We start from the raw sequence: 25,149 nt of genomic DNA, 5'->3' as shown, positions 1-25,149 counted from the left end.
GCATTGGTTGATAATTATACCGACATGTAGTTTGATTTGGTTAACTTTTTTCGTCATTTAGAACAACTTTAACGAATATAGGTACGGTATTTGCCCATGATTCATTGATATTTAGTAATTTTATAGTTGATAATTCAATATATGGACGACAATTTTTCACCTAGAGTAAAAGATGTAATTGCCTACAGTAAAGAGGAAGCTTTACGGCTTGGTCATGATTTTATTGGGACAGAGCATTTGATGTTGGGCCTTTTGAGGGATGGCAGTGGAAAAGCAATAAGTATTTTGGATGCCCTGGACGTAGACTTAGATCATTTACGTAGAAAGGTCGAAATACTTAGTCCTTCCAACCCAAATGCAGGGAACGTTCAAAAAGACAAGAAAAATCTTCATTTGACGAGACAGGCGGAAAGAGCATTGAAAACGACCTTTTTGGAGGCAAAACTTTTCCAAAGTTCTTCGATCAATACGGCGCATTTACTGCTTTGCATCCTACGCAATGAAAATGACCCTACGACCAAACTTCTGCACAAGTTGAAAGTGGATTACGATGGAGTCAAGGAACAATTCAAGTTTATGATCACCAGCGATGACGAAATCGTGGATTCACCAACTTCTGAATCCTTCCCAAGTGATTCCGATGAAACCAATGAAGGTAAGGAAAGTACTTTTGGGACCAATTCTGGGAACAAAGGCTCCAAAAAATCCAAAACCCCGGTTTTGGATAATTTTGGAAGGGACCTTACCCTAATGGCCGAAGAAAACAAATTGGACCCCGTTGTTGGTAGGGAAAAGGAAATAGAGCGGGTTTCCCAAATTTTAAGTAGAAGAAAAAAGAACAACCCACTGCTGATCGGTGAACCCGGTGTGGGTAAAAGTGCCATTGCGGAAGGTTTGGCCTTACGCATTATAAACAAAAAAGTATCCCGTATCCTTTACAATAAAAGGGTAGTAACCTTGGATTTGGCTTCCCTCGTGGCTGGTACAAAATATCGTGGTCAATTTGAGGAACGTATGAAGGCAGTAATGAACGAATTGGAGAAGAACGATGACGTTATTTTGTTCATAGACGAAATCCATACTATTGTGGGCGCTGGAGGTGCTACTGGTAGTTTGGACGCCTCCAATATGTTCAAACCTGCCTTGGCAAGGGGCGAGATTCAATGTATAGGGGCCACTACCTTGGATGAATACAGACAGTACATTGAAAAGGATGGTGCCTTAGAGCGTAGGTTCCAGAAGGTTATCGTTGAACCTACCAGCGTTGAGGAAACCATCGAGATATTGCACAATATTAAAGGTAAATACGAAGACCACCATAATGTCAGCTACACGGATGAAGCCATTGAAGCTTGTGTAAAACTGACAAGCAGATATATGACCGATAGATTCCTTCCGGACAAGGCGATTGATGCTTTGGACGAGGCAGGATCTAGGGTACATATCGTAAATATGGACGTACCAAAACAGATTCTTGAACTTGAGAAGAAACTGGAAGATGTGCGGGAACTAAAGAATTCCGTGGTCAAAAAGCAGAAATACGAGGAGGCCGCCAAATTGAGGGACGACGAAAAAAGGCTCGAAAAAGATTTGGCCATAGCCCAGGAAAAATGGGAAGACGAAAGCAAGCTTCACAAAGAGACCGTTACCGAGGACAATGTAGCCGATGTGGTTTCTATGATGAGCGGCATCCCCGTTAATAGAATTGCGCAGACAGAGAGCAACAAATTGGCAGGATTGCCCAAGCTCATAAAAGCGAACGTAATTGGACAGGACGAAGCAGTTGCCAAGGTATCGAAGGCCATTCAAAGAAATAGGGCCGGTCTAAAAGATCCTAACAAACCTATTGGTTCCTTCATATTCTTAGGACAGACAGGTGTTGGAAAAACACAGTTGGCCAAGGTTATGGCGAAAGAACTTTTTGATTCCGAGGATGCCCTTATACGCATCGATATGAGCGAATACATGGAGAAGTTCGCCATATCAAGATTGGTAGGTGCACCTCCGGGATATGTTGGCTACGAAGAAGGTGGCCAATTGACCGAAAAGGTGCGCAGGAAACCCTATTCCGTTATTTTGTTGGACGAGGTCGAAAAAGCCCATCCAGACGTATTCAATATGTTGTTACAAGTGTTGGATGATGGTTACCTTACCGATAGTCTTGGTAGAAAAATCGACTTTAGGAATACCATTATTATCATGACCTCCAACATTGGGGCACGTCAATTAAAGGATTTTGGTCAAGGTGTCGGGTTTGGAACTGCGGCCAAAAAGGAACAAGCGGATTCCCATCAGAAAGGTGTCATTGAAAATGCGCTTAAGAAGGCCTTTGCTCCGGAATTCTTGAACAGAATCGATGACGTTATAGTATTCAATCCTTTGGAAAGGGAGCATATACATCAAATTATCGATATCGAACTTTCCAAATTGTACAAACGTATCAAAGGCATTGGTTACGAATTAGTATTGTCAGAAACCGCGAAGGACTACATAGCCGAAAAAGGCTTTGACAAGCAATACGGGGCAAGACCTTTAAAAAGGGCCATCCAGAAGTATATAGAGGATGCCTTGGCCGAAGAAATTGTCAATTCCAAATTGGAGGAAGGGGATACCATTACTATGGATTTGGATGCGAAAAAGGAGGAGCTTACCATTAAAATCGATAAGCCCCAGGAATCTCCAAAATCCGAATAAGTAAAATACAAATTCCAAAAATATGAAAGGGCATCCTAGTAGGTTGCCCTTTGTTTTTTTAATGCAATACCACAGCCTTCGTAAGAATTAAAACACAACCCTTTACGCCGCTTCGTATTACGTGCGATATTTACGCTTTTAATCTAATAATTTATTCCGTGGAGGATAATCGGTATATTTTCGTTCCAGACACTATAATGAATATAAAATGAAGGTAGGATCTGTGAACAAAAAGATCATCGTGCGCGAGTACAACCTGGAGGTTGGAAAAATTCAGGTTTTTGACGATTATATGGTATCCATTTTTGATGAAGGAGCCACGTTAACTTTAGAGAGGGCATATCAAATCATTGGGATTTCTGAAATCCATTTTAGGGATAAAAACTTCGGCTTTATCAGTCTAAGAAAAAATTCCTATGCCATAGACCCCACGATATACAGCTATTTAAAAGAATTGGAAAACTTGAAGGCATTTGCTATCGTATCGGTAAAGGAAATCGATATGCACAATTTCAAGATCGAAAAACTCTTCTATAAAAAGCCGATGAAGTTTTTCATTGAATATGACAATGCCCTTAAATGGGTCAAGAGAAGGATCAGCGCCAAGTAAGGGTCTAGCCATCCTTTTCAGAGGTATCCGGACGCTCCTCCGGTACCTTGAACAAATCCAAAAAAGCACTTCCAATGCCTTCTATAATATCCGAAGCAATCAATGCCTGATATCCCGTATTTTCTACGGATATATCTCCTGATTTTCCATGGATGTAAACCCCAAAAATAGCCGCTTGCAAACTGGAATAGCCTTGTGCGATTAGTCCGGTAATGATACCGGTAAGGGCATCACCACTGCCCGCGGTGGCCATCCCTGGATTTCCAGTAGTATTGATGTACCCCCTACCCTCAAAAAAAGTGATGCTGTGAGCTCCTTTGACTACAAGGACAACTTTTCGCTTATCCGTAAACTGCCTTACCTTTTCCAACTTTTCAAAATCGTCCTTCCACTTCCCCACTAACCGCTCCAATTCCTTTGGATGTGGTGTTAAAATGGAATTCTCCGGTATAAAATCCATCAGGTCCTGATTCTTGGAAAGGATGTTCAACGCGTCCGCATCCAAGACAAGTGGTAGTTTATTTGCCTTTAAGAAATGCTCCAATGCCTTACCGGTTTTGTCATGTATACCCATTCCTATTCCCAAACCAATGACCGTTGGCTTCATGTCGAATTCAATAGCTTCGATCGCCTCTTTGCCATTTGTTAGGACCATCACCTCTGGTATCGCTGTCTGTAAAATTGCATATCCGCACTCCGGAACGTACACCGTCACCAAACCGCTGCCCGCTTTCAATGCGGCCCTGCTCGTCAAAATGACCGCGCCGATTTTTCCATAACTACCTCCTACAATCAGAGCATGCCCGTAGGAACCCTTGTGCGAGTATTTTGTCCTAGGCCGATAAAACTGAAGTACCTCGTTCTTCGAAATCAATTCGAAGTCCGTTTTCTCGTTCATCAAGAATTCCGCATCCAGGCCAATATCCAAAACCTCCCATTGTTCCACATATATTCCGGTTTCGGGAAGAAAGAAAACCAATTTTGGTACTTGAAAACTTAGCACATAATTGGCCTTTATTACAGCTTCTTTGTCCTCTGGAACACTGTCCGTAAACAACCCGGATGGAATATCCACCGAAAGGATAAACGCCTTGGAAGTATTCAAATGCTGGATTATTTTTGCTACCCAAGCATCGGGCGTTCTGTTCAACCCAATCCCAAAAATGGCATCCACGATAATATCGTTAGGATGAATTTCTGGCATATTACTATCGGCATCCATATAAATGGGCCAAATTTTCCGGTCTTTCAATCGGTCCAAATTTGTCAGGAAATCCTTGGATCGTTTATCGCTATACTTAACAACGTACACAGCAATATCATATCCATGCTCGAACAAGTGCCTGGCAAGCGCAATACCATCGCCCCCGTTATTCCCAATGCCACAAAACAGATGGATCTTTACCGGTGCCCCCTGCATCCTAACGTGCATCCAATTAAAGATTTGGGTAGCGGCCCGCTCCATAAGGGCATCACTTGTTATCTGTTGTTTTTCAATAGTAAATGTATCGGCTTTATAAATTTGGGCGGCGGTAAAAACCTTCATAATAGCTTTGGATTGAATTAAAAAGTAACGATCCCATAAAAAATTGTGGAAACGTTTGAATAGCTAGCCAAATGTACTACTTTTGAGCCTCATCAAAGTAAATATCCCAAAAGGACATAATGCTTGTATCCAATACAATAAAAAACCAATTTCTTACACGTACCGTGTACACCACCCCTATGGGGTAATAATTATACACCTCCGTTATAGTGTTTTTCAACACGATTCCCATAAAGTCAATTTATACATTATTCTAGCATGAAAGTCTTGAAATTTGGCGGCTCTTCCGTAGCCAGCCCAGAAAATATCATAAAAATCAAAAACATCCTTTTGGCCTACAATGATCCGATCATTGTAGTGGTATCCGCCTTTGGAGGAGTGACGGACCAACTACTTCAAGCAGGTGAGATGGCGGCCAAGGAACAAACCGGATATAAGGATATCCTCAGTGAAATCGAGACCAGACATTTGGATACCGTTAAGGAACTGATTCCCATAACCGCGCAAAGCAAGGTGCTTAGCAAGGTAAAGTCTGAATTGAACATCCTGGAAACCCTATTGGAAGGTGCTTATTTTATTGGTGAGATTACACCTAAGCTTTCCGATAAAATCGTAAGTTTTGGGGAACTGTTATCGTCGTATATCATCAGCGAGTATTTGGCTTCGGAAGGTCTGGACGCCGTTTACAAGGACAGTCGGGAACTGATCAAAACCTTTAAGCTCGCCGGTAAAAATGTGGTGGACTTTACGTTGACCGATACCAATTGCAAGGAATATTTCAAAAACAACGGGGCTTTCATAACCGTTTGCCCGGGATTCATTGCCACTTCCAAAAATAATGACATAACCACATTGGGCAGGGGCGGTTCCGATTATACCGCAGCCATCTATGCCGCCGCTTTGGAAGCTAATGTTTTGGAGATTTGGACGGATGTGAGCGGCATGTACACGGCCAATCCAAAAATGGTAAAGCAGGCCAAGGCAATCACCCATATTTCCTATGAGGAAGCCATGGAACTTTCGCATTTTGGTGCCAAAGTCCTGTATCCTCCAACGATACAGCCTGTTCTGTCCAAAGGCATTTCGATACATATAAAAAATACCTTCAAGCCCGAAGAAGAAGGCACCCTGATAACCAAATCTAGGAACGAAGGCGGAAAGACCGTACGCGGTATCAGCCACATTGGCAATATGGCGCTACTTTCCTTGGAAGGTCCAGGAATGGTGGGTATACCCGGAATTTCAAAACGATTTTTCGAGGTTTTGTCACAGGCCGATATCAGTGTCGTGCTCATTACCCAAGCCTCTTCAGAGCACTCCATCTGCGTAGGGGTTTCGGCGGATGATGTTGAAAAATCCGTTGAAGTCGTAAACGAGGCGTTTGCCTACGAAATAGAAAGGGGAAAGATCAAGGAAGTGATACCGGAAAAGGGACTGGCCATTGTGGCCCTCGTAGGCGACAACATGAAGAGCCACCAAGGACTCAGTGGAAAAATGTTCAGTACGCTGGGTAAGAACAATGTGAATATTAGGGTGATTGCCCAAGGTGCATCGGAACGTAATATATCCTGTGTCATCAACGAGAAGGATGTAAAAAAAGCACTTAATGCCCTTCACGAGGAGTTTTTCGAGGAAAACGTAAAGCAGCTCAATCTTTTCGTCATGGGTGTTGGAAACGTTGGAGCCAAGTTCCTGAACCAAATAAAATCGCAGGAAAAATATCTAAAAAAGAATTTAAAGCTGAATGTTCGGGTGGTTGGCATATCAAACTCCAGAACCATGCATTTCGATGAAAAAGGAATTCCGTTGGATACGTGGCAAGATACTTTGTCGACCGGACAAAAGGCAGATAAGCAGCTTTTTATCGATAGGGTCAACGACCTCAATCTCCGTAACAGTATTTTTGTGGACAACACGGCGAGTGCGGAAATAGCTGGCACCTACCCAGATTTTTTGAGCAACAGCATATCCGTGGTAACGTGCAACAAAATTGCCTGTTCATCGGAATACAACAATTATGCACGCCTAAAATCCCTTGCTAGGGAATACAACGCGCCGTTCCTGTTCGAGACCAATGTGGGTGCAGGACTACCTATTCTGGACACCTTGAAAAACCTCATCGCTTCAGGGGACAAGGTGCTTAAAATTCAGGCGGTTCTGTCAGGTAGCTTGAACTTTGTATTTAATAATTTCAATGACTCCAATACCTTTCACGACATCGTAAAAAGGGCCCAAGAAGAGGGGTACACGGAGCCCGACCCAAAGATAGACTTAAGTGGCATCGACGTGATGCGTAAAATTCTCATCTTGGCTCGCGAAAGCGGTCATGTTTTGGAAATTGGAGACATAAAGAACAATTCCTTCTTGCCCAAAGAAAGTTTGGACACCAGGAACAACGATGATTTCTTTACATCCTTGGTAAAGTATGAGTCGGATTTTCAGAAAATATATGCCGATGCCAAAGCTAAAAACTGTAAGCTCAAGTATGTGGCCCAGTTTGAAAATGGCAAAGCCAGCGTAGGACTACAGGAAATTCCCGAAGGCCATGATTTTTATAACCTGGAGGGAAGTGACAATATCGTTTTGTTCTTTACTGAAAGATACAAGAACCTACCCCTGATCATCAAGGGCGCGGGAGCAGGTTCCGATGTAACGGCGTCGGGTATTTTTGCGGATATTATTAGAATAGGTAACTTTTAATTATGGACGAAGTAAAGGTGTTCTGCCCGGCGACAATCGCCAATATTTCCTGCGGGTTCGATGTTCTTGGCGTTGCCTTGGATTCAGTAGGGGATGAAATGGTCGTTCGAAAGACCTCCAGAAAAGGAGTTTTCATCACCAAGATAGAGGGACAGAATTTACCCCTTGAAACAAAAAATAATGTTGCTGGTGTCGCAGGACTCGCACTATGGGAAAAAGCCGATTACGACGGTGGCTTTGAAATCGAAATACATAAAAAAATAAAACCTGGAAGCGGTATTGGAAGTAGTGCGGCAAGCTCAACGGGAGCGGTTTGGGCCATGAACCATTTATTGGGAAACCCCTTTTCAAAAACCGAATTGGTCACCTTCGCCATGGAGGGAGAACGCCTGGCCAGTGACGTAGCCCATGCAGACAATGTAGCTCCGGCCCTGTTTGGCGGTTTTACCCTGGTACGAAGCTATTCCCCTTTGGACATTGTACCTATAAAAGCACCCGAAGAATTGGTTGCAACGGTCATACATCCGCAAATCGAGATAAAGACATCGGACTCCAGAAAAATTTTAAAGACCACGCTATCCCTTCAAACCGCCATAAAACAATGGGGAAATGTAGGCGGATTGATTGCCGGTCTGTTGCAAAATGACTATGGGTTGATAGGTCGTTCCTTAGAAGATCATATCGTTGAGCCCATACGCGCTATCTTAATTCCTGGTTTTGATAAAGTGAAAAAAGCATCATTGGAAGCCGGAGCATTAGGCGCCGGTATTTCAGGGTCTGGACCCTCCATTTTTGCATTGAGCAGAGGAACGGAAAATGCGAAAAAGGTGGCCGTTGCCATGAAAGAAGTGTATGAGGAAATAGGTGTGGAGCATGATGTCCATGTATCCAAAATTAACCATGAAGGTGTACGGACAATTTAATTCCGTGGCCTAAAGAAATATAAGTCAGCACATTGAAATTCTACAGTCTAAATAAAAAAGCCCCTGACGTTTCCTTTAGAGAAGCAGTTATTAATGGCATAGCACCGGATAAAGGGCTTTACTTTCCAGAAATCATTGAACGGCTACCCCAAAGTTTCTTTGAAACCATCGAGGACCTTTCAAATCAGGAAATAGCGTTCAATGCCATCCATCAATTCGTTAATGATGAAATCCCGAACGATGTACTTCGCGAGATTCTAAAGAATACGTTGGATTTTGAGTTTCCCGTCGTTGAAATCGATAAGAACGTCGCTACCTTGGAACTTTTTCATGGGCCCACCATGGCGTTCAAGGATGTAGGTGCACGCTTCATGGCGCAATGTTTGGGCTACTTTTCTAAAGACGAAAAAAATGAGGTCACCGTTTTGGTGGCCACCTCTGGAGATACGGGAGGTGCCGTAGCCAATGGATTTTTAGGGGTGGATGGTGTAAAGGTGGTGATCCTTTATCCAAGCGGAAAGGTGAGTGATATCCAGGAACGTCAATTGACCACCTTGGGGCAGAACATTACGGCCTTGGAAGTGGAAGGTACTTTTGACGATTGTCAGACGATGGTCAAGACTGCTTTTCTAGATGAGGCACTTTTAAGTAACATGAAACTGACCTCGGCCAACTCGATCAATGTAGCCCGATGGCTTCCACAGTTATTTTACTTTCTGTTCGTCTATAAACAAGCAAAAAGTAAGGGAAGGGAAATCGTCTTTTCAGTACCTTCCGGGAACTTTGGGAATATATGCGCCGGTATGGTTGCCCAAAAGTTGGGAATGCCGGTAACCCATTTTATTGCCGCCACCAATGTAAACGATACCGTTCCACAGTTCATGAAAACACGGAGCTATGACCCCAAACCTTCAACGGCGACCATCTCAAATGCCATGGATGTGGGGGACCCGAGTAATTTTGTGAGAATACGACATTTGTTCGAGGACGATTTTGACATTTTAGAGCATCACCTCTCCTCCTACTCCTTTACGGACATTCAGACGAAAAAAGCACTTTTGGATATCTATAAATCTAGTGGATATATTGCCGACCCACATGGGGCCGTGGGCTATTTGGGATTAAAAAAGTATCAGGAAAAACACCCGGATACCTATGGCATCTTCTTGGAAACCGCCCACCCCGTGAAATTTTTGGATGTGGTGGAAGAGACCATTGGCAAAAAACTTCCCCTGCCCCCACAAATCCAAAAGGTAATGGACAAGGAGAAAAAATCGATAAAAATCAAGGCCTATTCGGATTTAAGCGAATTCCTTTTGAACCGTTAATCCAGCTTTGGCAATTGAAAATCGTCCAAAGGACTGGGCTGTTTCATCATGGCCTCGATAGCTTCGGTCGTTCGCGGAGCCATAGCCGATAGATTCACCGGACCTTCCTCCGTGATGAGAATATCGTCCTCTATACGTACCGCGATGCCCCACCACTTTTCGTTGCAATCGCTGCCTTCCGGAATATAAATACCGGGCTCTACAGTGATGACGGTATTGGCCTGAAACGGACGGTAGGTACCTTGGTCATGCACATCCAAACCTAAATAGTGGGATGTACCATGCGGAAAATAGGTCCTCGCCTCACTGGCTTCCTTGATGATACCCAACTTCATCAATCCATTCTCCACGACCTTCAAGGCGGCCTTTCCGGGAGCCTGAAATTCGGCGCCGACTACACTGGCCTGTATCCCTGCCTCTTGGGCCTCATATACAATATCGTAAACGGCCTTTTGCTCAGGAGTGAATTTCCCATTGGCGGGAATGGTTCGGGTAACATCGGCCGTGTAGCCATGATATTCCGCTCCCAAATCCATCAAAACCAGATCATTGCCCACCTCCATTTTATTATTTTCAATGTAGTGCAAAATACATCCGTTATTGCCGCCCCCCACGATGGAAGGATAGCCTTCATACTCAGCCCCATATTTCTTATAGACGTACTCATGGACGCCTTGGATTTCCGTTTCGGACATGTTGGGGTGCATCGCTTTCATCACTTCTATTTGACCCACTGCGGAGATTTCTATGGCCTTTTTCAATAATTTCAGTTCCTCCGGGGTCTTGGTTTCCCTGAGCGTGGCCATTATTTCTGAAATCATTTTTGAGTCCAAATTGTTGGAAGCCAACTCTAAATTTACTTTTTCCTTTACTTCCAGCCTCTTTGATTCATCGGTGGCATTCACGAAGTCCGTCAGGAATTCATCGTCTTTTAGGTTTTCATAAAATGCTAAATACCTACCCACCGCCTTAACTACGTTTTCTGCATTATTGGGTGTTACCGATTGGATCATTGCGTACAGGTTCTGCTTTACCGGGTCATAATCCGATGGATAATTGGCCTTTAGTTTAAAGGTTTTTATAAGGTCGAACAAATCGGCCTTTCCCCTTTTGTCCCTATAATCATTCTCAAAATCAAAAAAGGAAACGGTATCAAAGGATTTGAAATCGATAGGGACATCGGCAAAATCACTGCCATTGAAAACCTTGTCAAACCCAAGTTGCTCCCGTACCCCTTCCACACCCAAACGCTTTCCGGTCCATTGCTCCTCTTTGGCATTTCGCTCCTGAACATAAATCATTTCATTAAATTCCTGTACATCGATATCCTTCTGCATATCGGAGAAAATAAGCAATACGGCATTGGGTTCCTTATAACCGGTGAGATAATAAAAATTGGGATCTTGATGGTAGATATAATCCACATCATTGGCCCTGTTTCGCTCGGCATTGGCAAAAAAGACCAAGACACTGTTCGGCGCCATCAATTCCCGGACTTTATCCCTTCTTTCTTTATGGAAATCCGATGACAAATAGTCTTGTGGAAGGTTTTGAGAGTTTACCGTTAATATAGAAAGGATAGCAATCCACAGCACAGATAATTTCATAAGTATTCTTTAAAGTTAAAAAAATAGGAACGAACAAGGTACTATAAAATTTGGGGAAAACATACGATGCCCTTGGAATGCTATCCTATTTAATTCCCTTAAATTTGCCATGCATAATTCAATACGATGAAAAATACAGCCTTAACAAAAACTCATGAGCAATTAGGGGCCAAAATGGTACCTTTTGCAGGATATAACATGCCCGTTTCTTACGAGGGCGTCAATGTGGAACATGAAACGGTTAGAAACGGTGTTGGCGTCTTTGATGTTTCGCACATGGGTGAATTTTTGATCAGCGGTCCCCGCGCTTTGGACTTGATACAAAAAGTGACCTCCAACGATGCCTCCAAATTGACCATTGGCAGGGCGCAATACAGTTGTTTGCCCAATGAGACCGGTGGTATTGTGGATGATTTAATCGTTTACAAGATCAAGGAGGAACAATATCTTTTGGTGGTCAATGCTTCCAATATAGATAAGGATTGGGCCCATATTTCGAAGTATAATACTGATTTTAAAGCAGAAATGCGAAATCTATCCGATGATTATTCGCTGCTGGCCATACAAGGTCCAAAAGCAGTGGAAGCCATGCAATCCCTGACTTCCGTTGACTTGTCACAAATCAAGTTCTACCATTTTGAAGTGGCCGATTTCGCCGGTATCGAGTATGTAATCATCTCGGCAACAGGGTATACAGGTTCAGGTGGTTTTGAAATCTATTGCAAGAACAGCGAGGTACAGCAAGTTTGGGACATGGTTTTTGAGGCCGGGGCAAATTTTGGCATCAAACCGATCGGTTTGGCCGCTAGGGACACCTTACGATTGGAAATGGGTTACTGCTTGTATGGAAACGATATAAACGATGAAACTTCCCCTATTGAAGCAGGCTTGGGATGGATAACCAAGTTCACCAAGGATTTTGTCAATAGCGAAGCCTTGGAAAAGGAAAAAGAAAAAGGGCCCAAAAGAAAGCTTATTGGTTTTGAGTTGGACGAACGGGGAATACCAAGGCACGACTATGACATTGTGGATGCCGATGGAAACAAAATAGGCATCGTAACCTCTGGGACAATGTCCCCTTCTTTAGGAAAGGGTATCGGATTGGGGTATGTCCCGACCGAGTTTTCTGGAATCGGAAGTAAAATCCATATCCAGATTCGAAAAAATTCAGTACCGGCCACAGTTGTAAAACTACCTTTTTACAAGGGTTAAATGCCAGATTTCAAAAAGATACTACATACCATTTACGAGAAGACAAAGCAGTTGTCCGATACGGGAAGGGTTGCCACCTATATTCCTGAACTGGCCTGTGTACCGGAGGATAAATTTGGGATTTGTTTATTGGATATTGAAAAGGAATCGTATCAAATCGGGGATTTTGACGAGCGTTTTTCCGTGCAGAGTATCTCCAAAGTGCTCACATTGGCCATGGCCATGGGGCTCATTGGTGAGAAAATATGGGACCGTGTGGACGTTGAACCTTCTGGAGATCCCTTCAATCATCTCTCCCTTTTGGAACAGGAAAATGGAATCCCTAGAAATCCGTTGATCAATGCAGGAGCCATTGTCATCGCGGATATTTTGGTAAGCGAGCTCAAAAATCCCAAGAAGGAATTTTTGGAGTTTGTACATAAAGTCAGTGGCGACACTTCAATTTCATACGATGAAAAAGTGGCCCATTCAGAAAAAGCGACCGGATTTAAAAATTATGCTGCCGCAAACCTTCTAAAATCCTATGGCAACTTAAAAAACGATGTCATCGAGGTATTGGATTTCTACTTTTACCAGTGTTCCCTATCCATGTCCTGTACCCAGCTTTGCAATACGTTCTATCTGTTCATAAACCGGGGCAAGTGCCTACAGAATCATGATTTTTTGACCGTAAGTCAGGTCAAACGGATCAATGCCATTATGCTTACGTGTGGCTTCTATGATGAGGCCGGTGAATTTGCCTTTGAAGTGGGGCTACCCGGCAAAAGTGGTGTGGGTGGTGGAATTGTGGCACTGTTACCAAAAAAATTCTGTGTCGCTGTCTGGTCACCGGGCCTAAACCCCAAAGGAAACTCCACTAGGGGCATGGCGGCACTGGAGCGACTAACTACATTATCCAATTTATCAATATTCTAGTTTGGAGAAAAAGAAGGTCTTAATACTAGGGGGAAGCGGGTTCCTTGGCAACGCCATTTACAAGGAACTATGCAATTACTTTGACACCTATGGCACCTATTTCAATGCACGGAGGTCATTTGAAAACAACCAACAATTTTTTCAGTTCAATCTGGAGGAAGACGATATTTTCGAGATACTGGATACGGTTAAACCACAGATAATCATCTCCGCCATACGAGGGAATTTTGCTGCACAAATAACCATGCACCAACATCTGGCGGAGTATATTGGCCAACAAAATTGCAAACTCTATTTTTTATCGTCGGCGAACGTTTTTGATGCCTACAGTAAATATCCTTCTTATGAAAATGACAAAACTCTTTCTGAAAGTATTTATGGCCGATTAAAGATAAAAATAGAGAATATGCTCATGCGATTGCCAAAGGATAAAATGGCCATTTTGAGAATCCCTATGGTATTTGGAAATGGTTCGCCAAGGGTACGGGAAATGAAAAATCTCATCCTTAATAATGAACCTGTGGAGGTTTTTCCTAATTTGATATTAAATGTGACCAACGATGACAGGCTAACGCAACAAATTCATTATCTTATCAATAGAAATAAAACGGGAATTTTCCATCTTGGAAGTACGGATTTGGTACACCATGAGGATTTTATAAAGGAAGTTTTGGAACGTGTGGGTACCTTCAACCCAATAATTAAAAGGGTTTATACCACCAATGAGGACAGGTATTTGGCAGTGCTTCCAAAATCGAACTTATTGCCCAAAAATTTAAGATTTACCTATCAGGAAATTATAGACCATCATATTATTAAATAATAACATATGGAAAAATTTACGGACAAACAGATTTATGATTATTTAGGCCAGTTGGACGGCTGGGAATATGTAGACGGAGCCATTGAGACCACTTTTGAATTCAAGGATTTTAAGGAAGCGTTTTCTGTCATGACACGAATAGCCTTTGAATGTGAGGCCCAGGGCCATCATCCTGATTGGAGCAATGTGTATAAAACGGTCAATATTCGGTTAAGTACCCATGAAGCTAATGGCGTTACAGAAAAGGACTTTGTACTGGCAAGAAGCATCGAGGATATTATTGAGAGTGATTAACCGTATACTATCAAAGACCGGTTTTCGGCTTTAACATTTGGGATTTTTGCTAAATTTGCCAGCATTAAAGAAATAGACTATGGGAAGAGCTTTTGAGTTTCGGAAAGCACGTAAAATGAAGCGATGGGCCGCTATGTCCAAGGCCTTTACCCGGATCGGGAAGGACATTGTAATGGCCGTTAAGGAAGGAGGTCCGGACCCTGATGCCAATTCAAGGCTACGGGCGGTGATCCAGAATGCGAAAGCGGTCAACATGCCCAAGGACAACATTGAACGGGCCATTAAACGTGCAACTGACAAAAACCAAGGCGATTATAAGGAAGTACTCTTCGAAGGTTACGGTCCACATGGAATTGCTATATTAATTGAAACCGCAACGGATAATAACACCAGAACAGTTGCCAATATCCGAAGCTATTTTAATAAATGTGACGGAAGTTTGGGAACCTCCGGCTCCGTGGAATTTATGTTCGACCATACCTGTAATTTCCGGATTCCTGCAGAAGGTATCGACCCCGAAGAGCTGGAATTGGAAATGATAGATTTTGGTGCCGAAGAAGTCTTTGTGGACGATGACGGTATTTTAATCTACGCTCCCTTTGAAAGCTTTGGTGCGATACAAAAAGAATTGGAAAATAGGGGAATTGAAATCCTATCCTCCGGTTTTGAGCGCATCCCCCAGGTCACAAAACCTTTAAGCGAGGAAGAAGCCGCCGATGTGGAGAAGCTCCTAGAGAAAATTGAGGAAGATGATGACGTCCAGAACGTTTTTAACAACATGGAATAATTTTTTTTCAATTGATATTCAAATAGTTACACGTGATGTTAAAAATTTGGGAAAGTACATCACACACTTAAAAAGCAATAAGCCTCACCAGAATTGAAAATTAATTGAACCATCTTTATTTCAATGACTTACAAACTGTTAATTATAGAAACTCTTTAGTACAATTATCCAAAAATTAGTAACAATAATGCCAATTTCTGCCTAAATCAAGTCAAATTTTGATGCTGAATTTATTGGTAGGTCAAACGACGGAATACTACTATTTTGATTCCCATTTCTTGAGGAACAACCTACTAAATGGAAAAATTTTAGCCCATAAAGTTTTGTTGGATTAAGGTGATGTTATTAAGATTGGAAACCAATGCTAGTTAAGCCATCCCTAACAATTGTGAGCAGTTAAGAATCTTTGTTTTGACATGTTTTTAAGCATATAGTCAATCTCAAAAAATACTTTTAGGTATACAATTCAGTATATCCCAAAACATTTAAATTTTACGCCACAATACTGCTCAGTTTAAACATCGGCAAGTACATGGAAACCAAAATCACCCCAACAAAAATACCAATTACCACGATAATTATGGGTTCCATAAGGGTGGACAGAAGTTTTGATTTTTGTTGTACTTCCATGGCGTATTGATGACTCAGGCGTTGGAAGATATATTCTGTCTGGTTGGTCTCTTCAGCAACCTTGACCAAGGAAATCATTTTATTATCAAAAATGGAACTTTCGGACATACTTTGATGCAAACTCTTTCCCTTCAGAATATTGTCCTCTACATCCACCAATGCTTTATTGAGTGGATAATAGCCAATCATCTTGTTCACCAATTGAATACTGTTGAGCATGGGTACTTTAGAGGATGTCAAAAGTTCTACGGCTTGGGTAAATTGGGAGAGATAGACCGAGGTAATAAAAGATCCCAGATAAGGTATCTTCCTTAAAAATTTGTCCTTGTTGGTTTTGTACCATTCCTTTTTGGCATACACACTTCTCAAAAGCACCAGTAGCGCTAAAATGGAAAGTACCAACCAACCGTATTCTTTGATTCCATTGGAGGCTCCAATAATCATTTTGGTAATACCCGGCAATTCCACCCCATTCTGCTTAAAAATATCCTCGAACATGGGTACTACCATTCGCAACATGAATACAACAACCAACACTGCCGTACAAAGAATGATTATAGGGTAGGTCAACGCATTTAACAACCCTCGTCGTTGCTCGTTTTTAACCTGATAGAATTTACCCAATTCCTCTACGATTCGGGGTAACGTACCGGTCTCCTCCCCTATTTTTATGGAATAATATTCGTATTCTGAAAATTCCTTTTTATTCTTTAAAATCTCAAAAAAACTGTTTCCTGCAATCAGTGCATCGGAAATTTCCTCGAAGAACAAACTGAGTTTTTCCTTTTTTTGGTTTTCCTTTATCAAGGTAATGGCATCCTTCAACTGGATTCCGGCCTTCAGCAACACGGCTAATTCCGTATAAAAGTCTTCCTTCTTCTTGTTTCCAAAGAAGGAACCAAATCCGACCTCCTTTTTCAGGAGGTTTTGTAACCAATCTTCCTTTTGGTTGAGTTCCTTATTAGAAATGCTATGTTCCAGTTTAAATCCGTTCATTAGCGTAAGTTCATGTAGGTAGTTGGTGTATTCCTTTTAAAGACGAATATCTCAGCATTTCCCGTATCCTTAGTCGTTTTTATGGACAAGGCATCGACTTCGCCTTGTGTCACTTTCTGATTTTCAAAATAGAATTCTATCGTCTCAATGGCCAATTCTACGTTGGTACCTACTAAAAGGCTATCCCTTACCGAATATTTCCTTTCCTCCATACCATTGTTAAAATATAGTTCTTGTCTTTTACTATCATAATAGACGGAATTCGCTTTGGAAAAATCCATCCAGAGGGACTGTCGCATTCCCACAATATCATTTTTGACTTCGTAAATGTTTTGAATGCCATTCATTTGTCGTTGGACCAAATTAAGAACGGCAAAAGCCATACCAACCACCACCGAAGTAATGATAAGCACCACCATCATCTCCTGGAGTGAAAATGCCTTTATTTTATAGATTCTGTCCTTCAATTAGTACCGATTTTGAAATCTCCTTATTGGTTCTTGTATTAAACGCCTTTATTAAAAGGCGATTATCCTTGGTATTCCCCTGATTGGAAATTTCAATCTCCCAGTCTCCAAACGTCTCCAAAAATGGAACTTCCAGTGCCCGATGATGGATGGCGTATTCCAATTGGACCAAACGTTCCGCTACTTTTTCAGTGTTATTTCTGATGTTATTGGTCACGATGTTATTCAGCACCAAACTGGATACCATAAAGATGATGACGATCAAAACCGTGGCCACCAAAGTTTCCATTAAGGAGGATGCCTTTATTTTCTTTAATAAAGCCATTGCATCAGTTTTTTGTTTTGTACCCTATCAACCAAAGGAATACCCACATAAGCTGCCGAAAGCTGGGTACTATTGATGACACCGTTATATAAATGGTTCTGATAGATACTCCCATTTTCCAAGGCAATGAAACCGTCCGTAGTGACCATTCCTTGAACGGTCCCTTTTAATTCCAGGTTCTTCGTGGCGTATATTTCCCCTTGGATCAATGCATTGGTCTCCACTTTTATTTGTGGCGAATACTGTCGTTCCTCATTTTCTTCCAAAGCCATAATGAAACCCCGTATTTCCGAATTTTTACCGATGAACACTTTTGGAGGCCGATTCATTACATCGGCACCGGTATTGCTTGATAAATGCATTTTATTATTGGTGGAATTAACCGCCAATACAGATGGATAGAACAGGTTACATTTTTGGCCGACTTCAATACTTTCGGTGGCAATCGCCTGAAAATTACCTACGACCCCGTCACCGATTTCTATCTTGGGTGCCAACAAAATAAGGTCATGCAATCGTGCGGTGGAGTGAATCTTTATTACTTCATCGGCCACAATAACAATATTCCCCATTAGGCTTATATTTTCTACGATAACCTTTCGTCCTTTATAAATCTTTGTTTCTTCCTGAAATGAATTTTTTAGGCCTTCTTTTGGCAAACTTTGTAAAAGAGTTCCTTCCGGTTTAAAGTTGTTTTGGGTCCATCGTTGCATCTGTTGCAAAAACTCGGTATCAAGCTTTGGTAAATTGGAATCGCTCTTCAAACTATTGCCATAAATCAACCTTGGAAGGTGGTATGAATTCCCTCCAATATTCCCCATTTTCACCCCCTGTTGGGGCAAGTAGGCCGTGCCCGTAATTTTTGCATTTCCGGCCAGTACCACTGGTCTTTGGTGGTCATTGACATATAAGGCGGGTAATTCTTCTAGATATTTGCCTCCTATTAGACCTATTTTGGTAAAGGTGGTATTTCCATGAGAGGCTGTAACGGCTATCTGCTCCAGTAGCCCCCAAAAACTCTTTTTTACCCGAATGTCAATAGGAAGATCGCCAGGCTTTTCTATCTCAATTTCTTCATTGGGTTGCGTGGGTTTTGAGAGGGAGGCCTGCATTCCGTAATCCACACTCTGTAAAACCTCTACCCATATTTTGGATGTATTTTGGAAGTGCTGTTGGGTATGGGAAAGCAATAAAAAAGATAATAAAAGTAGGGCCACCACCGCACCCACAAAAAGTACGAATTGCAAGGCCCCTGCTTTTATTTTTTTATAAAAAATCATTGGGTCAGCGAGATTTCATCCGTAATTCCGTTGTATCGTACCCTGATGTAGGTTTCCGTACCCTGTAGTAATTTTACTTCATTGTACGATCCGTTCACCTCCATCATTTGTTGGTTCCCATCTATGGTTACAAAGTAAAGAGTGCCGTTTTTCTCACCTGTGGAAACAAACCCTGTGTACTGAATATTCCGTTTAGGGGTTTCCTTTTTGATTTTTGGGGTTACCACCTTGACCGACTTGGGTTTCGGTTTTTCAAAAGTCCCCAAAAAGGGATCTCGGTAATCGGCAACGATGGTAAATTCCTTTCGCTTCTTGATTTCAACAGGTTTGAATTTCTTTACTTCAGGCACATTTTCCGATTCGTCCGTGGTAGGGTTTATTGCACGAACCACCTGAAACCCTATGATACCCCAAACGGTCAATACCAAGGCCAAAAGTAAATATGTCTTTTGCTGCTTTTTCACCTGGAAACCTAATTTTTTGTACTCTCCACCCAGAATCGATGGGTTTTAAATGGGGTGTCAAAATCACTGTTCATTCCTTTTACACGCCACTCATAGCCATTGTCCAGGAGTGGTTTTACAAAGCTTGAACCCCTATAGGTACTATCTACCACCACTAGGGTGTCTATTACGATTTGGGCCGCATTCTCAAAACTGGGTTGGGCCACTTGAACATGATAGCTATGGGCCTCAAAAACCTCCTCCCAACTGAATCGCACATCGCTTTGCATGACTACAACACTATCGGAAGGGGCCAATAAGTTCACTTCTTGGTCGGATATATCCTTTACCTCCAAGAGTTCTTCACAACTACTCAAGAAAATGATTCCTATAAATAGTAGAATGGACAAAATTGGTCTCATATTATAGTTTTAAATAGTTGAAGGTATCATCCAGTTTTTTCGCTTTGTTCTCCGTACCCTTTGAGCAAGCCTGACCGTTTTCAAGTATCGTCGCGATTTCCGCTTTGTACCGTTGGTTCAATTGCCAACAAAACCCTGCGGTTTCAAAGTCGAAAATTTCCAAGGAATGGGTATGTACTTCCGTAAACTGTCCCTTGTTTTTCACTTCCAAGTAAAACCGATTTCCTTTTTGGATAAGCTGAGCCTGCGACGCCATTTTCAGGATAGGTTCCTGAGATGTATCTGCCACCAGGGAAACTTCGGTCAACAATTCTAGACTGGCATCGTCCTTTAAATACTCTAGCGTAACCTCGTTGGCTTCACTGTTCAACGCTTCTTTGAAATGAATGAAATCAGTAATCCTTAGTTTGAAAAATCTGGCAACCGATTCCAAGCTATCGTTATATTCCAAAAACAGGGGCTCCCCCACTTGTTCTTTATATTTTTTGTATTTATGAAACGATGCTTTTGTGAAGGGAACCGATTGTACATCCACGGATATAGGATTACTCAATTTGGGTTGACCGACTTCCCGAAAACTTTTGGTGAATACATCGTCCGTCGTCTCGCCAACCACACCCAAACTAAGGGTCTGGTTTTCAAAGGACTGCCATTTTTTTAGGCTAGAACAGGCCATGATAGAAACACATATAGCCAGCAAAGAGAGTTTTTGCTTCATTGGTTAAGATTTGGTTTGGAGTTCTATAACGAAAAATCGTACAAAGTGTTGTATTTTTTTCGATGAATATGGGTGATAGTTAACGTTTTAACGTAAAATGCCCCGTAAAGACCTGGTTCTGGTCATAAACAAAACGGAACCAATAGTCGGAAGCTGGCATGGGTTGACCCAAATAAGTGCCATCCCACCCTTCTGAGTTTATAGGTAATTGCTTTAAAAGCTTCCCATACCGGTCGTAGATAAAGAGCTGGGCATCGGTATACATTTCTGCTCCAATGATGTGCCAAAATTCGTGCACATTATCCCCGTTGGGCGTAAAGAAACGTTGATAGCCCATGGCGGTCACCTCCTCCGTTAGCGTCCTACAATCGTAAATATCCCGAACGTAGACCGTGTACTGCCCCGGAAAGACCCTAAAACTGCTGGAAGATTGGTAATTCTCTCCATCGATGGAATATTCAAATTCGCCCGTTCCCGTGGCCAACAATTCCAGTTGCACTTCATCCGAAAAACCGTTTAAATCTACCTCCAAGGTCTCCGGTGCTCCCGAAGACACCACCTCAAAATAGGCCGTGTTTTCACAGGTAATCCCGTTGGTTGTCTGAGTAACCGTTAATGAATAATCTCCTAAATTGGTAATGTCCAAGGTTGCTTGGTTCCCTATTTCAGTTCCGTTTGCATCCCTCCAACTGTAACTTTCAAATACACCTCCATCGATGACCAAATCTGGACTATCCGGACAAATAACATAGCGTTCCTCCATGTCCATTTGTGGCAATGGGTTCACGATTAGGTTGAAACTGGTGACATCAAAACAACTTTCCAAATCGGTGTGCTGGACACGTGCCCAAAGGGTTTCGTTTAGATTGGTGTTTCGATAATCGGCCTTGGAAAGTGGCGACAAATCGTTCAATGCATCGTTTTCGGTACCATGGTAGCTAACATCATAATACAAGGCATCCTGACCATTCAAAATTTCTACATCCTTTTCGGAAAGGTCAAAATAGTAGCGTCCCGCTTCTTCTGTATCACAAATAATGATATCCGATGCGGTATAAGCAGTTGGGGTATCGAACACCTGTAATTGAAAGGATGATACTGAATAGCATTGGGCATTGTTCGCATTTTCCAAACGGAAAAAGATGGTCTGTGGATTGCCTGTATTTTGGTAATTACCTATAATCCCATTTTGTGACGTTTCAGCATCCGTTTGCGAAGTATAAAAGGAAACGTACGTTCCTGTAGTTCCTTTCAAAATCTCATTTTCCTTTTCGGATAGATCGAATAAAAAGAATCCGTCATTATTATCGTCGCATACCTGCCAATCGGCCACTTGTGGTATCACGGGCGTATCGTAAATGTTCAGATTAAAAAGTGTAGTGTCATAACAGGACGTATCCGAAGCATTTTCTACCCGTACATATATCATATTTTGATAGGCATTGCTTAAATAGGAACTAGCGTTCAAGGGATTCATTCCACTATCTGCATCCGCTTGGGATTCATGATAGCTTAGGTTTAAACTATTCGGGTTTTGGGTTCCAATAATTTCGATCTCTGTTTGTGTCAGGTCAAAAATCGCTTGCCCATCATTGTTATCATCACAAAGGGAAAGGTCGGTCGGTCGGTTGGCCGTTACTCCGGGAATCACTTCAATATTAAAACTTCCCGTTCGGAAACAATCTGTATAGATGCTATTCTGAAATCTAACAAATATGGTTTCGGTAACCGTGGTGTTCGTGTAATTTACAGGTAAGGGATTTGTCCCTGCATCGGCATCCGCTTGCGTGGGGAAATACAGGATTTCGAACTTTGTTTCGTCCTGACCGTTGAAAATCTCTGTGTTCTTTTGGGAGAGATTAAATGTGAAAAATCCGTCCGTATCATCATCACAGACCGTCCAATCCGTTATGGTATCCATTAGCGGGGCTTCCCGGGCAATGATATTGAATTGGGTGGTGGCATAGCATTGTACGTTACTTCTATTTGATACACGTATAAAAACAGTGGTGGTCCCATATTCGAAGGAATGAATGGGTTCCAAGGCATTGACATTGCTATCAGCATCGGCCTGGGTCAAAAAATAGTCGACCCTAAAATCATTGGGGTCTTGTATACCTAAAACCGTTGAATTAAAAGAAGGCATGTCCAAGTTATAACTTCCGTAGGAGGTACATCCTATCAAATCGCCAGGGGCATAAGCCACTGGAGTTTCATAGATAGTGATCTCCTTGGTTTCAGTTTTCGTATCAAAAGCCGTAGTCACGGTAACCCTTACAGTATATGTTCCCGGGGCCATAAATACATGGCCCGGTTCTTCCACTGTAGAAGTAAAACCGTCTCCAAAATCCCAAAATACGGAAACTACGGTATCAGTACTGTTCAATTCAAATTGAGTGGTATCTCCAAGGCAGGTGTTCTGGTATAGGAACCCAATATTAAAAAAAGAAGAAATAAAAGTGGGTAGACCAACGGTACCTGTATTACCATTCAAAGGTACAGACTCAATATTAATGGATAATAAAGCCGCATCTTCGTTAGGGTTTTCAATGACCGATAATGCCCCCGCGAAAATTCCAGGGTCGGCAAACCGTTCGCTATCCTCTAAGGTTGGAAAATATATCCTTCCATCTATGGCCAATTGTAACGCACCTGCATAATGGCTATAGGGCATTTTATGTATCAATTCCTTTGATAAACCAACATCCGGACTGTCCAAGTCGAACTGATAAATTTCACCACTATCCAATTTATCAGGAACATGTTGACCAAAACCAATGTCTATATATAATTTGCTGGAATCCGGGGAGAATTCAACCCCATATGGTCTAAAAAATTCAGAGAGCAATCTAGGGTTGTAGGGGCGCCCTGTTGCAATATCAAAATCATACAGATATACCCCGCCATTACTGATTTGATACGGAGGATTGGGAAAAAGATACTCCAGAAAAGCAACGGCCAACTTTGTACCGTCCGGTGAAAACTTCATATAACCGATACAACTATTAATTCCTACCGATACATCTTGTGCACCCAAAAGGGTAGGTTCTATTACTGTTTCAACAGGAACTGGATCAAGTCCATTCAAATCTATGGTATATGTATAAAAAGTATTTAAGTGCCTAGTTAAAACCAAATATTCCGTATCCGATTTTTTTATTGCCGTTAGTTTTTCCTCTACCCTAGGCAATAGCTCAATATTCTTTTCCGTTCCTACAATATCTCCATTTCCTCCGTCGAGTGTCATGTCTACAACGGAATAATTAAATCCCTCACTTGTGAATAAGTGATAATTCGCCATCACAGTAAAAACGTAATATTTGTTTGTATCCCCTGGATGTGGTACAATAATAGCCGACTGGGAACTACTCGAATGCCCTAAAAGACCATCACCATTGGGCATTACTTCATTGTTTCTGTTCCAAACAAAGTTACCGTCAGTATATAACAATAGATTACCATCCGGTGTGGACATGGTCGCACATCCTTCTTGGATAGAGTGCGAGCCATTGTTCAAGGCTACAGGTACACCGCTATTAAAATCAAGACCTGCGTTTTCACCGAAATACCATATGGAACCTTCTCTTTGGGAAAAACCTAAAGAGCTGAAAAAAAGGATGATGGTCGAAAAAATGAATTTTTGAAAATTTTTCAAGTAGGCTATATGATAGGTTAATTAAAACTATTTATTTTTAACGTATAATCCTACAGATTATTAGTATTTACGATTATATGCTCGCATTTTCGGTTGTCTTTCTGAAATAATGTTTTCTGTTTTATATCATAACAAATATGGCTGACTTCCTAATAAAAATGTTATCACTATGTCCCAAGACAAAAAAAATATATACATCCTAAACATTCGGAAGCTGCTTAAGAACAATTGGGTCGTTACCGTAATCGGCGGGGTGCTGTCCGTACTGGTTCTCCGTCTTATCGATTCTTTCTTTATCGACGACTTTCTTTGGGACGGTATCAAAAGCGGTCTTAACGCCGTGATGGGTTTCTTCAATAATGAGTATTCCGTAAAACTGTATTTTCTGATACTGCTGCCCATTCTGGGCATAGCTGCATTGATAGGGATCCTCTATTTGATTTCCCTTTTTAGACCCAAGGCGAACAAGGAATCCAGGTTCGAAAACCCGGATTGGGACGTTTACAGGAGGGACGTTTTCGACGGCATACAGTACCGGTGGGGCTATAGCTTGAACAGGGGCAGTACCAATATCATAAACATTATGGCATACTGCAATAAATGCTCCTGTTCTTTGGTAGACCATATATGCCCGAACTGTAAAACGGATTACAATACCTACATGCCCGGCACTCCTAATCTAAAACATCCGAGCGAGGTCGAGGCCCTTATCATCCACCGTATAGAGAACAATCTCTTTGAAAGACCTGTTGGGCTCTAGGGCATAAAAAAACC

At 41.9% G+C, this 25,149-nt stretch carries 21 protein-coding genes; 11 read left to right on the top strand and 10 right to left on the bottom strand.

The annotated features are described in order from the left end of the window. Nucleotides 1-141: 141 nt before the first annotated feature. On the top strand, nucleotides 142-2,694 hold the full coding sequence (locus F0361_RS11320) for an ATP-dependent Clp protease ATP-binding subunit (RefSeq protein ID WP_154918725.1): 2,553 nt from the start codon (nucleotides 142-144) through the stop codon (nucleotides 2,692-2,694). 208 nt (nucleotides 2,695-2,902) lie between these two features. Then, on the top strand, nucleotides 2,903-3,304 hold the full coding sequence (locus F0361_RS11315; protein ID WP_154918724.1) for an STAS/SEC14 domain-containing protein: 402 nt from the start codon (nucleotides 2,903-2,905) through the stop codon (nucleotides 3,302-3,304). Nucleotides 3,305-3,308: 4 nt separating this feature from the next. On the opposite strand, the gene F0361_RS11310 is transcribed toward F0361_RS11315, so the two are convergent. Continuing rightward, nucleotides 3,309-4,850 carry an NAD(P)H-hydrate dehydratase gene (locus F0361_RS11310; protein WP_154918723.1) on the bottom strand — a complete coding sequence of 514 codons (1,542 nt, stop codon included), beginning with the start codon at nucleotides 4,848-4,850 and terminating at the stop codon, nucleotides 3,309-3,311. 258 nt (nucleotides 4,851-5,108) lie between these two features. On the opposite strand from F0361_RS11310, the gene thrA reads away from it, so the two are divergent. From thrA to thrC, 3 genes are read left to right on the top strand one after another with little or no spacing between them, the layout of a single operon-like run. Then, the gene (gene thrA, locus F0361_RS11305; protein WP_154918722.1) at nucleotides 5,109-7,550 is read left to right on the top strand and encodes a bifunctional aspartate kinase/homoserine dehydrogenase I; all 2,442 of its coding nucleotides are present in this window, start codon (nucleotides 5,109-5,111) and stop codon (nucleotides 7,548-7,550) included. Between the two features lie 2 nt (nucleotides 7,551-7,552). After that, the gene (locus F0361_RS11300) at nucleotides 7,553-8,473 is read left to right on the top strand and encodes a homoserine kinase (protein WP_154918721.1); all 921 of its coding nucleotides are present in this window, start codon (nucleotides 7,553-7,555) and stop codon (nucleotides 8,471-8,473) included. A 32-nt stretch (nucleotides 8,474-8,505) separates the two neighbouring features. Next, a complete protein-coding gene (thrC, locus tag F0361_RS11295; protein WP_154918720.1) occupies nucleotides 8,506-9,801 on the top strand; it encodes a threonine synthase in 1,296 nt (431 codons plus the stop codon). Here thrC and F0361_RS11290 read toward each other — a convergent pair. Beyond that, entirely contained in the window at nucleotides 9,798-11,408 is a 1,611-nt protein-coding gene (locus F0361_RS11290; RefSeq protein ID WP_154918719.1) for an aminopeptidase P N-terminal domain-containing protein, read from the bottom strand. The genes thrC and F0361_RS11290 overlap by 4 nt on opposite strands. 126 nt (nucleotides 11,409-11,534) lie before the next feature. On the opposite strand from F0361_RS11290, the gene gcvT reads away from it, so the two are divergent. The 5 genes from gcvT (at nucleotide 11,535) to F0361_RS11265 (ending at nucleotide 15,439) form a co-directional block, all read left to right on the top strand. Continuing rightward, entirely contained in the window at nucleotides 11,535-12,620 is a 1,086-nt protein-coding gene (gcvT, locus tag F0361_RS11285) for a glycine cleavage system aminomethyltransferase GcvT (protein WP_154918718.1), read from the top strand. Then, entirely contained in the window at nucleotides 12,621-13,535 is a 915-nt protein-coding gene (locus F0361_RS11280) for a glutaminase (RefSeq protein WP_154918717.1), read from the top strand. It begins immediately after the preceding gene. A gap of 1 nt (nucleotide 13,536) precedes the next feature. Beyond that, nucleotides 13,537-14,358 (top strand): sugar nucleotide-binding protein, encoded by an 822-nt coding sequence (locus F0361_RS11275; RefSeq protein ID WP_154918716.1) that lies wholly within the window; start codon nucleotides 13,537-13,539, stop codon nucleotides 14,356-14,358. Nucleotides 14,359-14,364: 6 nt separating this feature from the next. Then, entirely contained in the window at nucleotides 14,365-14,652 is a 288-nt protein-coding gene (locus F0361_RS11270; RefSeq protein WP_138258637.1) for a 4a-hydroxytetrahydrobiopterin dehydratase, read from the top strand. Nucleotides 14,653-14,731: 79 nt separating this feature from the next. Then, a complete protein-coding gene (locus tag F0361_RS11265) occupies nucleotides 14,732-15,439 on the top strand; it encodes a YebC/PmpR family DNA-binding transcriptional regulator (RefSeq protein ID WP_154918715.1) in 708 nt (235 codons plus the stop codon). A gap of 492 nt (nucleotides 15,440-15,931) precedes the next feature. Here F0361_RS11265 and F0361_RS11260 read toward each other — a convergent pair whose 3' ends face one another. The 8 genes from F0361_RS11260 to F0361_RS11225 form a co-directional block, all read right to left on the bottom strand. Further along, entirely contained in the window at nucleotides 15,932-17,065 is a 1,134-nt protein-coding gene (locus F0361_RS11260; RefSeq protein WP_154918714.1) for a type II secretion system F family protein, read from the bottom strand. Then, a complete protein-coding gene (locus F0361_RS11255) occupies nucleotides 17,065-17,532 on the bottom strand; it encodes a PulJ/GspJ family protein (protein ID WP_154918713.1) in 468 nt (155 codons plus the stop codon). The genes F0361_RS11260 and F0361_RS11255 overlap by 1 nt, the downstream gene beginning before the upstream one ends. After that, nucleotides 17,513-17,857 carry a hypothetical protein gene (locus F0361_RS11250; RefSeq protein ID WP_154918712.1) on the bottom strand — a complete coding sequence of 115 codons (345 nt, stop codon included), beginning with the start codon at nucleotides 17,855-17,857 and terminating at the stop codon, nucleotides 17,513-17,515. The genes F0361_RS11255 and F0361_RS11250 overlap by 20 nt, the downstream gene beginning before the upstream one ends. Continuing rightward, the gene (locus tag F0361_RS11245) at nucleotides 17,845-19,137 is read right to left on the bottom strand and encodes a hypothetical protein (RefSeq protein ID WP_154918711.1); all 1,293 of its coding nucleotides are present in this window, start codon (nucleotides 19,135-19,137) and stop codon (nucleotides 17,845-17,847) included. Before F0361_RS11245 ends, F0361_RS11250 begins: the two co-directional genes overlap by 13 nt. Further along, on the bottom strand, nucleotides 19,134-19,601 hold the full coding sequence (locus F0361_RS11240) for a hypothetical protein (protein WP_154918710.1): 468 nt from the start codon (nucleotides 19,599-19,601) through the stop codon (nucleotides 19,134-19,136). The genes F0361_RS11245 and F0361_RS11240 overlap by 4 nt, the downstream gene beginning before the upstream one ends. Nucleotides 19,602-19,609: 8 nt before the next feature. Beyond that, entirely contained in the window at nucleotides 19,610-20,002 is a 393-nt protein-coding gene (locus F0361_RS11235; RefSeq protein WP_154918709.1) for a hypothetical protein, read from the bottom strand. A gap of 1 nt (nucleotide 20,003) precedes the next feature. After that, nucleotides 20,004-20,720, bottom strand: coding sequence for a hypothetical protein (locus F0361_RS11230; protein ID WP_154918708.1), 717 nt, complete (start codon nucleotides 20,718-20,720; stop codon nucleotides 20,004-20,006). Between the two features lie 79 nt (nucleotides 20,721-20,799). Continuing rightward, nucleotides 20,800-24,375: a T9SS type B sorting domain-containing protein gene (locus F0361_RS11225; RefSeq protein WP_154918707.1), complete on the bottom strand. Its 3,576-nt coding sequence runs from the start codon at nucleotides 24,373-24,375 to the stop codon at nucleotides 20,800-20,802. Between the two features lie 169 nt (nucleotides 24,376-24,544). Here F0361_RS11225 and F0361_RS11220 point away from each other — a divergent pair, with 169 nt between their 5' ends. Then, a complete protein-coding gene (locus tag F0361_RS11220; RefSeq protein WP_154918706.1) occupies nucleotides 24,545-25,135 on the top strand; it encodes a hypothetical protein in 591 nt (196 codons plus the stop codon). The last annotated feature ends 14 nt before the right edge of the window (nucleotides 25,136-25,149 follow it).

The organism is Maribacter flavus (genome assembly GCF_008386635.1).
Lineage (GTDB): Bacteria > Bacteroidota > Bacteroidia > Flavobacteriales > Flavobacteriaceae > Maribacter > Maribacter flavus.
The sequence above is the reverse complement of the archived record's forward strand: the minus strand, read 5'-3'. Positions and strand labels throughout refer to the sequence as shown.